This window comes from Aeromonas crassostreae (assembly GCF_054052445.1).
Window position 1 is genome coordinate 328788 of the sequence record NZ_JBSTYM010000001.1, and the last position, 12977, is coordinate 341764.

Sequence of the window (12977 nt, forward strand, 5' to 3'; positions counted from 1 at the left end):
GAGTTATGGCGCACTTTATCGACCGCAGGCTCAACGGCAAGAACAAAAGCGCTGTCAATCGGCAGCGCTTCATCCGCCGCTACAAGAAGCAGATCAAACAAGCGGTCTCGGATGCCGTCTCCAAGCGCAGCATCCAGGACGTGGACAAGGGCGAGAGCATCAGCATCCCGACCCGGGACATCGGCGAGCCCCATTTCCATCAGGGGCATGGGGGCAAGCGGGAGATGGTCCATCCCGGCAATGATCAGTTCGTCTCCGGGGACAAGATAGACAGACCCAAGGGAGGCGGTGCCGGTCAGGGCGCGGGGGAAGGACAGGCATCCAACCAGGGGGAAGGGAGCGATGATTTCGTGTTCCAGATCTCCAAGGATGAATACCTGGACCTGCTGTTCGAGGATCTCGAGCTGCCCCACCTGCAAAAGACCCAGCTCAACCAGCTGATGGAGATGAAGACCTACCGGGCCGGCTATACCTCCAATGGCGTGCCGGCCAACATCAACGTGGTGCGATCCTTGCGCAACTCGCTGGCACGGCGCATGGCGCTGCAAGCAGGCAAGAAGCGCAGCCTGCGGGAGCTGGAGGAGCGACTCCTGCTGCTGTCGCAAGACCCCAGCGAACACTTCGCCGAGATAGCCCTGCTGGAAAAAGAGATCCGCGACCTGAAGAAACGCATCGACGCCGTGCCCTTCATCGACACCTTCGATCTCAAGTTCAACAACTTCGTCAAGCGGCCCGTCCCCTCCAGTCAGGCGGTGATGTTCTGCCTGATGGATGTCTCCGGCTCCATGGATCAAGCCACCAAGGAGATGGCCAAACGCTTCTACATCCTGCTCTATCTGTTCCTGAGTCGCACCTACAAGAATGTGGAGGTGGTCTATATCCGCCACCACACCCAGGCCAAGGAGGTGGACGAGCACGAGTTCTTCTACTCCCAGGAGACCGGAGGCACCATCGTCTCCAGCGCCCTCAAGATGATGAGCGACATCATGGATGAGCGTTATCCCACCAACCAGTGGAACATCTATGCCGCCCAGGCCTCCGACGGAGACAACTGGGCCGATGACTCGCCCCAGTGCCGCGAGATCCTGCTGCAGGAGATCATGCCGCGGGTGCGCTACTACTCCTATATCGAGATCACCACCCGGGCCCATCAGACCCTGTGGCACGAATACGAGTCGGTGGCCAGCCAGTATCCCTACTTTGCCATGGAGCACATTCGCAAGGTGGAAGACATCTATCCGGTGTTCCGGGAACTGTTCAAGAAACAAGCGGCCTAGGGGGGCATATGACAGAGACAGCCAGAACCTTTGCGCCCTTCGATGACGGGCCTGACTGGAATTTTGACCTGCTGGAGATCTATCACCAGGAGATAGCGCGCGTCGCCAAACATTACCGGCTCGACACCTATCCCAACCAGATAGAGGTGATCACCGCCGAGCAGATGATGGATGCCTACTCCAGCGTCGGCATGCCCATCGGCTATCAGCACTGGTCATTCGGCAAGCGCTTCATCCACACCGAGCGCAACTACAAGCGTGGTCAGATGGGGCTCGCCTACGAAATCGTCATCAACTCGGATCCCTGCATCGCCTACCTGATGGAGGAGAACACCATGCCGATGCAGGCGCTGGTGATGGCCCACGCCTGCTATGGTCACAACTCGTTTTTCAAGAACAACTATCTGTTCAAGACCTGGACCGATGCCTCCTCCATCATCGATTACCTGCTGTTTGCCAAGAACTACATCACCGAGTGTGAGGAGAAGCACGGTATCGATGCGGTGGAGCGGCTGCTCGACGCCTGCCATGCCCTGATGAACTTCGGGGTCGATCGCTACAAGCGGCCCCAGAAGATCTCCCTGGCCGAGGAGAAAAGGCGCCAGAAAGCCCGGGAAGACTACCTGCAGACCCAGGTCAATGAACTGTGGCGCACCCTGCCCCGGCAGCACAAGTCCTCCAACGTGGCGGATCGCCGCTATCCGCCAGAGCCCCAGGAGAACCTGCTCTACTTCATCGAGAAGAATGCCCCCCTGCTCGAACCCTGGCAGCGGGAGGTGGTGCGCATCGTGCGCAAGATCAGCCAGTACTTCTACCCGCAGAAGCAGACCCAGGTGATGAATGAGGGCTGGGCCACCTTCTGGCACTACACCATACTCAACCACCTGTATGACGAAGGGAAACTGAGCGATCGCTTCATGATGGAGGTGCTGCACAGCCACACCAACGTGGTCTATCAGCCCCCCTACAACAGCCGCTACTACTCGGGGATCAACCCTTACGCCCTCGGCTTTGCCATGTTTGTCGATCTGAGGCGCATCTGTGAGCACCCGACCGAGGAGGACAGGCGCTGGTTCCCGGACTACGCCGGTACCAACTGGGTCGATACCCTTCACTTTGCCATGCAGAACTTCAAGGATGAGAGCTTCATCAGCCAGTTCCTCAGCCCCAAGGTGATGCGGGACATGAAGCTGTTTGCCATCGATGATGACGATCTGAAGAACTACCTCAAGATAGCCGCCATCCACAACGAGGAGGGCTATCACCTGGTGCGCAACGCCCTGTCGTCCCAGTACAACCTCAGCAACCTGGAGCCGAATATCCAGGTCTATGACGTGGCGGTGAAGGGGGATCGCGCCCTGACCCTGCGCTATGTTCCCCATAACCGTATCCCCCTTGGCGACTCCTATCACGAAGTGCTCAAGCACGTGCATCTGCTGTGGGGCTTCGATGTGGTGCTGGAACAGGACAATGGCGAGCTGCCAAGCGATCTCATCGGTCGCTGCCCGGAGCGGCGCCCCCTCCCTTGACCCTGCCCATGACGCCATAATGCAAAGAGCGCGCCCGAAGGCGCGCTCTTTTATCCTCTCACTCCGGGGCTGGCCCGGCGTCAGGAAGTCATCAGTTATCGCACAGATTGCTCGGCATATCGGTGCGCAGCCGGGTCCACAGCTTGCCGGACTCTATCCCGTATTGACGCACCGTCTGGTACACCTCGTCGTGATTCTTGGTCTCGGCCAGTTTCAGCAGTGTCTTGTAGTAGGCATCTGCGGTGGCGCGGGCCTGGGTATCGGAGAAGTAGTAACGCCCCACCCGACTATAGAGCCCTTTGAAACCATTGAGGATCAGGGCGTAGATGGGGTTGCCGGAGGCGAAGGAGAGCTGATGGTGCAGACGATAGTCAAACTCGGCATAGGCTTCGGCGCTGTTCTCCACCTCGTCGGCGCCCCGCAGTATCTCTGCCGCCTGCTCCGGGTTGTTGCGGATAGCGCCCCGGATGAAGATGGTGCAGATATTGGTGCGCGCCGACAGCAGCTGGGCCACCAGATCGGGCACCTTGTCCTGATCCAGGCGAGCCAGCGTCTCCAGAATGTTGAGTCCCGAGGTTTCCCAGAAGTTGTTGACCTTGGTCGGCTTGCCATGCTGTATGGTCAACCAGCCATCCCGGGCCAGACGTTGCAGCACTTCACGCAGCGTTGTGCGGGTCACACCGATTAATTCGGACAGCTCGCGCTCCGCCGGCAATATGGATCCGGGGGGGAAGCGATTGTTCCAGATGGACTCGATGATATATTCCTCGGCAAACCCGGCTGGGCTCTGCGCTTTTATAACCATGAAGTGACTCGATTCTCGTGCGTAAAAAGGCTTCCGAATAATAGCAAAGCAAGGAGGTCTGGCAAGCAGAAGGTCAGTCCTCTGCTCACATAAACGCGCAGTTTTGTTATCGGGTTGTATATAAACTCATCGATCGCCCGGCTCAAGACTCATGCATGCCCCTCTAAATCCACGGCCAGCCATGGGCAAGGCTCATTATGTAATTTATAGTTAGCCGCCCATTTGATTAAAATCATGGGGGATCAAGCAAATAAGCGACAGCATCTCGCTATATGCCCACCCCAGGTTGTGGGTATGAACACAGCATCCAACAATAATTACTGAGACCCACTACTATGCCAATTAGTCTAGGGCAGGCCTTTGCGAAGAACTTTCTAGGGCATGCCCCTCACTGGTACAAGAGCGCCATCATTGCCTTCTTGATCATCAACCCCATCGCCTTTCACCTGGATCCCTTCTTTGCCGGCTGGTTGCTGGTGGTGGAATTTATCTTCACCCTGGCCATGGCCCTCAAGTGTTACCCCTTGCAACCGGGCGGCCTGCTCGCCATCGAAGCCGTGCTGATCGGCATGACTTCGGCCGAGCAGGTCAAGCATGAGCTGGTGGCCAACATAGAGGTGCTGCTGCTGCTGGTCTTCATGGTGGCGGGCATCTACTTCATGAAGCAGCTGCTGCTCTATGTGTTCACCAAGCTGCTGATCCGCATCCGCTCCAAGACCCTGCTCTCCCTGGCGTTTTGTCTGATGTCTGCCTTTCTCTCCGCCTTCCTGGATGCCTTGACCGTGATCGCCGTGGTGATCAGCGTCGCCACCGGCTTCTATGCCATCTATCACAAGGTCTCGTCGGGCAAGGAATTTGGCCACGACCATGACCACACCGACGATGTCACCGTCGCCGAGCTCAACCGCCAGCATCTGGACGACTTTCGCGCGTTTCTGCGCAGCCTCATGATGCACGCCGCCATCGGTACCGCCCTCGGGGGGGTGTGCACCCTGGTCGGCGAGCCCCAGAACCTCATCATTGGCGAACAGGCTGGCTGGCACTTTGGTGAGTTCGCCATGCGCATGTCCCCTGTATCGATCCCCGTGTTCTTCTGCGGCCTGCTCACCTGTGTGCTGGTGGAAAAATGCCGCTGGTTCGGCTATGGCGCCCGCTTGCCCAACACGGTACGCCGCATCATGGAAGATTACAGCCGCTACGAGGATGAGCGTCGCTCCCCCCAGGACAAGGCCAAGCTGATCGTCCAGTCCCTCATCGCCGTCTGGTTGATCGTGGGCCTGGCCATGCACCTGGCCGCCGTCGGCCTCATCGGCCTGTCGGTCATCGTGCTGGCCACCTCCCTGACCGGGATCACCGAGGAGCATGCCCTCGGCAAGGCGTTCGAGGAGGCGCTGCCCTTCACCGCCCTGCTCGCCGTCTTCTTCAGCGTGGTGGCCGTCATCATCGATCAGCAGCTGTTCAAGCCGGTGATCCAGATGGTGCTCTCCGCCGAGCCAGACGATCAGCTGGCCCTCTTCTATCTGGCCAACGGCCTGCTCTCCATGGTGAGTGACAACGTCTTCGTCGGTACCGTCTATATCAACGAGGTGAAGACGGCCCTGCTCAACAGTGCCATCAGCCGGGATCAGTTCGACATGCTGGCGGTTGCCATCAACACCGGGACCAACCTGCCCTCCGTCGCGACCCCCAACGGTCAGGCCGCCTTCCTGTTCCTGCTCACCTCGGCCCTGGCCCCGCTGCTGCGTCTCTCCTACGGCCGCATGGTGTGGATGGCGCTCCCCTACACCCTGGTGCTGGGTGGCGTCGGCTTCATCGCGGTGGAGTTTTTGCTCACCCCCCTCACTCACTGGTATTACGAGCTGGGGTGGTTGATGCACCACGGCAGTGCCGCCAGCACCGCCTTGCCACTGGCACATTGAGCCAGGAGGGCCCCGCTGGGGCCCTTTTCTTTTATGGCCCGCTCTGCTCTAATCCGTTTCACCTTCCCCTTCAGGATCAATCAGATGATTGCATTTCTTCGCCATATCGCCTGCCAGCGCTGGGCCTGGGGGCTGCTCGCCGCCTCCGCCCTTTTCTTCGAGCTGTGCGCCCTCTTCTTCCAGCACATACTGGGACTGCACCCCTGCGTCATGTGCATCTATGAGCGCATCGCCACTCTGGGGGTGCTCGCCGCCGGTCTGATAGGCCTGGTCAATCCACAGCAGTGGTACCTGCGCTGGAGCGCGCTGCTGCTGTGGGGCTTTAGCGCCGTGCGGGGCCTGCAACTGGCGCTGCAACACGTGGATTATCAGCTCAACCCCTCTCCCTTCAACGTCTGCAGCCCCTATGCCGATTTCCCGAGTTGGCTGCCCCTCGACCGCTGGGTACCCTGGCTCTTCTTCCCGGACGGAGACTGCAGCGAGATCAGCTGGCAATTCCTCGGCTTCTCCATGCCCCAGTGGCTGGTCGCCATCTTCGCCGCCTACCTGCTGGTGGCGACCGTGGTGATCATCGGCAACCTGACCAGGGGACGCTGCTGCGACTGATGCGGCCACCCATCATGCAACCCTGACAAAGAGGCGCCCATGGCGCCTCTTTGTCATGATCCCTCCCAAGAGCGCCCAGTCTTTCACCGTGCCATGAAAAAGCCGCCCTTAATGAAGGCGGCTGGTTCACGGCATGGGATTTGTTACCCCAACAAGGCGTGGGTAAGGATGAAGAGCCCTCCCGACAGCAGCATGGTCAACGGCAGGGTCAGCACCCAGGCCATCACTATGGTCTTGATGGTCTGGCTCTGCAGGCCGGAGCGATTGGCCACCATGGTGCCCGCCACCGCCGAGGAGAGAATATGGGTGGTGGAGACGGGCATCCCGGTCAGGCTGGCGATCCCTATCGAGGTCGCCGCCGTGATCTGGGCCGCGATCCCCTGGCTGTAGGTCATGCCGCTCGACCCTATCTTCTCGCCCACCGTGTGCACGATGCGCCGCCAGCCCACCATGGTGCCGCAGCCCAGGGCCAGAGCGATGGAGACGATGACCCAGGTCGGGGCATATTCGGCGGTCGAGGTCAGATCCTTGCGCCACTTGGCCAGATCGGTCAGCTCCTTGGCGGGCAGGGGCAGCTTGGCGGCCTTGCGGGCGGTGTCATCGACGCAGAGCAGCAGGCGACGCACCTCACGGCGCTCCTCCTGGCTCAGGCCATCATAGCTGCGCACCTTGCCCAGCCGATCGTCCAGGGTCGCCATCACGGAGAGAGCGGCCCCCGCCTCGCAGTGGCTCACGGGAGCATGGTTGACCAGAACCGGGCGCTGGAAGTCGACAAGCCCGATCAGCGCCCCCTGATTGCGCTGATAGATCTCGGTGATCCGCCTGTTGGCATCCTGGGTCCTGTCTATGTCGTAGGGACGACTGCCCATGTCGAGGGCAAAGTAGGCGGGAGCCATGCAGATCAGCACCAGCATCACCAGGCCTATCCCCTTCTGACCATCGTTGGAGCCGTGCACGAAGCTCACCCCCATGGCGGAGGCCACCAGCGTCAACCGTGCCCAGAAGGGCGGGTGTTTCTTGCCATCCACCAGCAACCTCTCCTCCGGGGTCTTGTGGATCTTGCTGCCCAGCCATATCCGTTTGAGGGCGAGCAGCAGACCGGCCGCGATGATGAACCCCAGGGTGGGCGAGACGATGAGCGAGAGCATGATGTCGATGGCCTTGCTCACATTGATCCCCTGGGTCAGGGGCTGATCGTTGATCCAGGCGTAGGCTCCGCCCACCCCCAGGATAGAGCCAATCAGGGTGTGGGAGCTGGAGGCCGGGATCCCGAGAAACCAGGTGCCCAGGTTCCAGACGATGGCCGAGAACAACAGGGAGAACACCATGATGAGGCCCTGGCTCGAGTCCATGCCCAGCAGCAAGTCGATGGGCAACAGATGAACGATGGCATAAGCCACCCCCAGGCCACCGAGCATGACCCCGGCAAAGTTGAACAAGCCTGAGGCCACCACCGCCATGTGGGCAGGCATGGCCTTGGTGTAGATCACGGTCGCCACCGCGTTGGCGGTATCGTGAAACCCATTGATGAACTCATACGCCAGCACGAAGAGCACCGCCAGCGTCAGACCGATGAACCACCACACACCCAAACCGTTAATCATTTCCAACATAAAGACGAACCTGTTGATGAGTTGCGGCGGATTATGCTCAGTTGGCCCGGGGGACAATAGCCATCACGGCAATATTTCAGTCATAAAAATAAAGGGTATTTTCCATAACCGGGCGCTATGCCAGGAGCCATGGGGCCTTCAACAACGCATTAATATAGGTGTTACATTGGCCGGCAGGAACAGGATCGACACCCTTCAATCAATTTCGGCGATAATGCCGACATCACGCGATAAAAAAGCAAAAAAAGACTATTTTATCGCAAAAAATATCGGCATGAAGGCACCTCGTCGCCTCCCCTTTTCGGCCAAGAGAGAGCCGCCCGCGCCAGGCAACGCTGACCAGGGCACGGCAAGGGGTCGGGTCAGCCAAGCGCCGGCGAGGACGCGCCATCTGGGCTTCCTGGGCCGGGCAAGGTCACTCGCCATGGCGGTGACAAAAAAGGCGCCACATGGGCGCCTCTGGCAACACGGCAGGGGATCAGTCTTCGCTGATGCGGCTCGCCACCGCCCCCTGCTGGCTCTTGTACTTGGCGTTCTCACGCTTGTTGTAGGGCCGGGCGGCGGGGCCCGAGAGCATCTCGAAGTTGAGTGCCCCTATCTTCATCTTGGGACGCAGCGCCAGCGGCAGCTTGCCGCCGTTGTAGAACTCCAGCACGATGCGGCCGGACCAGCCCGGATCGATCCGGTGCGCGGTCACGTGCACCATGAGACCGAGGCGCGCCAGGGAGGAGCGCCCATCGAGCCAACCGACGATGTCGGCGGGCAGGGTCACGGATTCATAGGTCACCGCCAGGGCGAGCTGGCCCGGGTGCAGATAGAAGGCCTCGCCATCGGGAATGTGGATCTCGTCGCTCATCACCCGATCGATGGCATCGGCCATCTCGCTGCCCGGGCCGCTCAGGTCGATATAGGGGGCCGTGTGGTCACGAAACACCCGAAACTCGTTGCCGAGCAGCACATCGACGCTGACCCCACTGATCCGCTCCACCCCGGGCCTGGGTTCGATGACTATCTTGCCTTCGTCCAGATGACGTTCGATATCGGTATCACAAAGACGCATTGCGCGACTCTCCTGACAAAAATGGCATGTAAAAAGAGCCGGGTCGTGACCCGGCTCCCTGGTGTATTCAGCCGACCAGCATGTGGCGGATACGCGCCTTGAGCATGTCGATGGCGATGCGGTTCTTGCCGCCTCTTGGCACGATCACGTCGGCATATTGCTTGGACGGGTCGATAAACTGCAAGAACATGGGGCGCACCGTCTTCTGGTACTGTTTGAGCACGGAATCCATGGTACGGCCCCGCTCCTGCACGTCACGCACCAGGCGACGCACCAGACAGATGTCCAGCGGGGTATCCATGAAGATGGAGGCATCCATCAGCTCACGCAGCCGGCTATCGGTCAGCAGCAGTATCCCTTCGAGGATGATCACCTTGCGGGGCGCGAAGTGACGGGTTTCGCTCATCCGGGTGTGTTCGGTGTAAGAGTACTGGGGTATCTCGACGCCACTCCCCTTGATCAACTGCACCAGATGCTCGACCAGCAGGCTGTGGTCCATGGCGCTGGGGTGGTCATAGTTGGTCTTGACCCGCTCTTCCATGGTCAGATGGGTCTGATCTTTGTAGTAACAATCTTCGGAGATCACCCCGATCTCACCCGCCCCCAGTTCGGCCACCAGCTCTTCATAGATGGTCTGGGCGATGAGGCTCTTGCCGGACGCGGACGCCCCTGCAATGGCGATGATCACACACGAGTGTTGAGTATCAGACATGACAAATACCTAAAAAAGAAGCGCTGCGGGAAAGGTTTAAACCGATCCATTATATGGAAAAGGGGGGGAGCTGCCCACCCCAAATCCCCGCCGAACCACCAACCGCCGATTATTCATCCACCGCCAGGGTAAACAGAGGGGTTGCAATCGGTTTTCCGCTGAAATAGAGGGCGGAGGCCACCCGTCTGGCCAGCTTCATGTAGATCTGTGCCAGCTCCCCTTCGGGGGCGAAGAAGACGGTCGGACAGCCATCGTCCAGGTGCTGGCGGATGTCGATGTGCAGAGGCAGCTGGCCCAGCAGCTCCAGGTGATACTGCTCCGCCATCTTCTGGCCCCCCCCCGTGCCAAACAGGGGCTCGTGATGCCCGCAGGCGCTGCACACGTGGTAGCTCATGTTCTCTATGATGCCGAGCACGGGCACATTGACCTTGTTGAACATGGCGATCCCCTTGCGGGCATCCGCCAGGGCCACGTCCTGAGGGGTGGTGACGATGAGGGCCCCCGAGGTCGGCACCTGCTGGGCCAGGGTGAGCTGGATATCCCCTGTGCCCGGCGGCATGTCCACCACCAGATAGTCCAGTTCGCCCCAGCGAGTCTCGTGCAGGATCTGCGCCAGCGCCTTGCTCGCCATGGGGCCGCGCCAGATGGTGGCATCCTGCTCGGCCACCAGATAGCCGATGCTGTTGCTCTTGAGGCCGCACGCCTCCACCGGCAGCATGGTCTTGCCATCATGGCTGCTGGGGCGCTCCTGGCGCGAACCCAGCATGGTGGGAATGGAGGGGCCATAGATGTCCGCATCCAGAATGGCGACCCGCGCCCCCTCCTTTTGCAGCGCCAGCGCCAGGTTGACCGCCGTGGTGGACTTGCCCACCCCCCCCTTGCCGGACGCCACCACCAGTATGTTGCGAATGCCCTGCACCGCATTGAGGTTCTGGGCGCGGGGCATGCTGGCCACCTCGATGTCGCACAGCCACTCTATCTGCTGCGCGCCGGTCAGGGTGCGCAGCCTGGCGTCAAACGCTTCCTTGATCTGTTCAAACCAGGAGAAGCCGGCAAAGGGGAGCACCAGCCTGATCTGCAATGTCTGCTCCTGCTCGCTGACGGTGCGCACGAATCCGGCATCCACCAGATCCTTGCCCCACCCCATGGGTTTAAATTCGGCAAGCAGCTGTTTAACTGAATCAATCACCATGAAATCCCCATTCGACTGTCTTTATGCTGAGGGTGGCCGGGGCGACCGATGCAAAAGGGCCGGCCCCGTGCCCATCCAGGGCCACAGACCTAGGCAGGCTGCCCCCAATTCGGGTAACATGCACCGCACTGTATCATCCCAACAGGCACATCAAGAACGTATTATGGCAACTGATCCCCGTACCATGCTGGTAACCTGCGCCCTCCCCTACGCCAATGGCTCCATTCACCTCGGCCACATGCTCGAACACATCCAGGCCGATATCTGGGTTCGTTATCAGCGAATGCGCGGCCATCAGGTGCATTTCATCTGTGCCGATGATGCCCATGGCACCCCCATCATGCTCAAGGCGCAGCAGATGGGCGTGACTCCGGAAGCCATGATCGCGGCCGTCTCCCAGGAGCATCAGACCGACTTTGCCGGTTTCAACATCAGCTTCGACAACTATCACTCCACCCACAGCGACGAAAACCGCGAGCTGGCGGAGCTCATCTATGGTCGTCTGAAGGAGGGTGGCTTCATCAAGGGCCGCACCATCACCCAGCTGTTCGATCCGGAAAAGTCCATGTTCCTGCCGGACAGATTCGTCAAGGGCACCTGCCCCAAGTGCAAGTCCCCCGAGCAATACGGTGACAACTGCGACAGCTGCGGCGCCACCTACAGCCCGACCGAATTGATCGATCCGAAATCCGCCGTGTCAGGCGCCACACCAGTGATGAAGGATTCCGAGCACTTCTTCTTCGATCTGCCCCAGTTCGAAGCCTGGCTCTCCGGCTGGGTGCGCAGCTCGGGCGCCATCCAGGAAGAGATGGCCAACAAGATGCAGGAGTGGTTCGAGTCTGGCCTGCAGCAGTGGGACATCACCCGCGACGCCCCCTACTTCGGTTTCGAAATTCCCGGGGCACCGGGCAAGTACTTCTACGTCTGGCTCGATGCCCCCATCGGCTATATGGCGTCGTTCAAGAACCTGTGCAACAAGCGCGGCGACATCGACTTTGACAGCTACTGGCGCAAGGATTCCAGCGCCGAGCTCTATCACTTCATCGGCAAGGACATCGCCTACTTCCACTGCCTGTTCTGGCCCTCCATGCTGGAAGGGGCGGGTTTCCGCCAGCCGACCAAGGTCAACGTGCACGGCTATGTGACCGTCAACGGCGCCAAGATGTCCAAGTCCAAGGGCACCTTCATCAAGGCTTCCACCTACCTCAACCACCTGGATCCCGAGTGCCTGCGGTACTACTACGCCGCCAAGCTCAACAGCCGCATCGACGATCTGGACCTGAACCTGGATGACTTCGTGGCCCGGGTCAATGCCGACGTGGTCAACAAGCTGGTCAACCTGGCCTCTCGCAATGCCGGCTTCATCGCCAAGCGCTTCGACGGCAAGCTGGCCGCCACCTGCGCCGAGCCCGAACTCTACGCCGAGTTCGCCAACGCCCGCGCGTCCATCAGCGAAGCCTACGAGACCCGCGAGTTCAGCCGCGCCATCCGCGAGATCATGGCCCTGGCCGACAAGGCCAACCGTTACGTGGACGACAAGGCCCCCTGGGTACTGGCCAAAAAAGAAGGCATGGATGAGGAGCTGCAGGCGGTCTGCTCCGTCGGCATCAACCTGTTCCGGGTGTTGATGGCCTACCTCAAGCCCGTCATGCCCAAGCTGGCCGAGCGCGCCGAAGCCTTCCTGGGTGAGACCCTCAGCTGGGAAGGGGTGGCCCTGCCGCTGACCAACCACACCCTGGCCCCGTTCAAGGCCCTCTTCTCCCGCATCGAGCCGGCCCGGATCGAAGCCATGATCGAGGCGTCCAAGGAAGATCTGGCCAAGGAGCAGGCACCGAAAGTGACCGGTCCCCTGGCGGACGACCCCATCAGCGACACCATCAGCTATGAGGATTTCGCCAAGATTGACCTGCGGGTGGCGCTGATCAAGAAGGCCGAGGCGGTACCGGAAGCGGACAAGCTGCTCAAGCTGCAACTCGATCTCGGCGGCGAGACCCGCCAAGTGTTCGCCGGCATCAAATCCGCCTACAACCCCGAGGATCTGGAAGGCAAGCTGACCGTGATGGTGGCCAACCTGGCGCCGCGCAAGATGCGTTTTGGCATGTCCGAAGGCATGGTGTTGGCGGCGGGCCCGGGCGGCAAGGATCTCTGGATCCTGGAGCCCCAGGAAGGTGCCCAGCCTGGCATGCGGGTCAAGTGATCTCGCCAGGGCAATAGCCATGAGATGACAAAGCGAGGGGTAGATGCCCCTCGCTTTTTTCATGCTC

General features: G+C 60.3%; 10 protein-coding genes. 5 read left to right on the top strand and 5 right to left on the bottom strand.

Going from position 1 to position 12977, the window contains the following annotated elements; all coding sequences use genetic code 11:
- The first annotated feature begins 5 nt into the window (after nucleotides 1–5).
- Entirely contained in the window at nucleotides 6–1277 is a 1272-nt protein-coding gene (locus ACW5W4_RS01435) for a YeaH/YhbH family protein (RefSeq protein ID WP_427261814.1), read from the top strand.
- A gap of 8 nt (nucleotides 1278–1285) precedes the next feature.
- Nucleotides 1286–2806 (top strand): SpoVR family protein, encoded by a 1521-nt coding sequence (locus tag ACW5W4_RS01440; RefSeq protein ID WP_427261815.1) that lies wholly within the window; start codon nucleotides 1286–1288, stop codon nucleotides 2804–2806.
- Between the two features lie 91 nt (nucleotides 2807–2897).
- On the opposite strand, the gene fadR is transcribed toward ACW5W4_RS01440, so the two are convergent.
- Nucleotides 2898–3611 carry a fatty acid metabolism transcriptional regulator FadR gene (fadR, locus tag ACW5W4_RS01445; RefSeq protein ID WP_456688159.1) on the bottom strand — a complete coding sequence of 238 codons (714 nt, stop codon included), beginning with the start codon at nucleotides 3609–3611 and terminating at the stop codon, nucleotides 2898–2900.
- A gap of 335 nt (nucleotides 3612–3946) precedes the next feature.
- Between fadR and nhaB the strand changes: the two genes are divergently transcribed.
- Together nhaB and dsbB are read left to right on the top strand one after the other, a co-directional pair.
- Nucleotides 3947–5530 carry a Na(+)/H(+) antiporter NhaB gene (gene nhaB / locus ACW5W4_RS01450; protein WP_427261817.1) on the top strand — a complete coding sequence of 528 codons (1584 nt, stop codon included), beginning with the start codon at nucleotides 3947–3949 and terminating at the stop codon, nucleotides 5528–5530.
- A gap of 84 nt (nucleotides 5531–5614) precedes the next feature.
- Entirely contained in the window at nucleotides 5615–6136 is a 522-nt protein-coding gene (gene dsbB, locus ACW5W4_RS01455) for a disulfide bond formation protein DsbB (RefSeq protein ID WP_456688160.1), read from the top strand.
- Between the two features lie 143 nt (nucleotides 6137–6279).
- Here the strand turns inward: dsbB and ACW5W4_RS01460 are convergent, their stop codons facing one another.
- The 4 genes from ACW5W4_RS01460 to apbC form a co-directional block, all read right to left on the bottom strand.
- On the bottom strand, nucleotides 6280–7749 hold the full coding sequence (locus ACW5W4_RS01460) for an inorganic phosphate transporter (protein ID WP_427263439.1): 1470 nt from the start codon (nucleotides 7747–7749) through the stop codon (nucleotides 6280–6282).
- A 478-nt stretch (nucleotides 7750–8227) separates the two neighbouring features.
- Nucleotides 8228–8809 (bottom strand): dCTP deaminase, encoded by a 582-nt coding sequence (gene dcd / locus ACW5W4_RS01465; protein ID WP_427263440.1) that lies wholly within the window; start codon nucleotides 8807–8809, stop codon nucleotides 8228–8230.
- Nucleotides 8810–8876: 67 nt separating this feature from the next.
- A complete protein-coding gene (gene udk, locus ACW5W4_RS01470; protein ID WP_041992535.1) occupies nucleotides 8877–9521 on the bottom strand; it encodes a uridine kinase in 645 nt (214 codons plus the stop codon).
- A 109-nt stretch (nucleotides 9522–9630) separates the two neighbouring features.
- Nucleotides 9631–10713: an iron-sulfur cluster carrier protein ApbC gene (gene apbC / locus ACW5W4_RS01475; RefSeq protein ID WP_456688161.1), complete on the bottom strand. Its 1083-nt coding sequence runs from the start codon at nucleotides 10711–10713 to the stop codon at nucleotides 9631–9633.
- A 163-nt stretch (nucleotides 10714–10876) separates the two neighbouring features.
- On the opposite strand from apbC, the gene metG reads away from it, so the two are divergent.
- A complete protein-coding gene (gene metG, locus ACW5W4_RS01480) occupies nucleotides 10877–12910 on the top strand; it encodes a methionine--tRNA ligase (protein ID WP_456688162.1) in 2034 nt (677 codons plus the stop codon).
- Nucleotides 12911–12977 lie beyond the last annotated feature (67 nt).

Bases quoted from the DNA above. Each gene is read 5' to 3' on its own strand.
- dcd (WP_427263440.1), bottom strand. From the start codon at position 8,809: ATGCGTCTTTGTGATACCGATATCGAACGTCATCTGGACGAAGGCAAG.
- ACW5W4_RS01435 (WP_427261814.1), top strand. From the start codon at position 6: ATGGCGCACTTTATCGACCGCAGGCTCAACGGCAAGAACAAAAGCGCT.
- fadR (WP_456688159.1), bottom strand. From the start codon at position 3,611: ATGGTTATAAAAGCGCAGAGCCCAGCCGGGTTTGCCGAGGAATATATC.
- metG (WP_456688162.1), top strand. From the start codon at position 10,877: ATGGCAACTGATCCCCGTACCATGCTGGTAACCTGCGCCCTCCCCTAC.
- nhaB (WP_427261817.1), top strand. From the start codon at position 3,947: ATGCCAATTAGTCTAGGGCAGGCCTTTGCGAAGAACTTTCTAGGGCAT.
- udk (WP_041992535.1), bottom strand. From the start codon at position 9,521: ATGTCTGATACTCAACACTCGTGTGTGATCATCGCCATTGCAGGGGCG.
- ACW5W4_RS01460 (WP_427263439.1), bottom strand. From the start codon at position 7,749: ATGTTGGAAATGATTAACGGTTTGGGTGTGTGGTGGTTCATCGGTCTG.
- dsbB (WP_456688160.1), top strand. From the start codon at position 5,615: ATGATTGCATTTCTTCGCCATATCGCCTGCCAGCGCTGGGCCTGGGGG.
- apbC (WP_456688161.1), bottom strand. From the start codon at position 10,713: ATGGTGATTGATTCAGTTAAACAGCTGCTTGCCGAATTTAAACCCATG.
- ACW5W4_RS01440 (WP_427261815.1), top strand. From the start codon at position 1,286: ATGACAGAGACAGCCAGAACCTTTGCGCCCTTCGATGACGGGCCTGAC.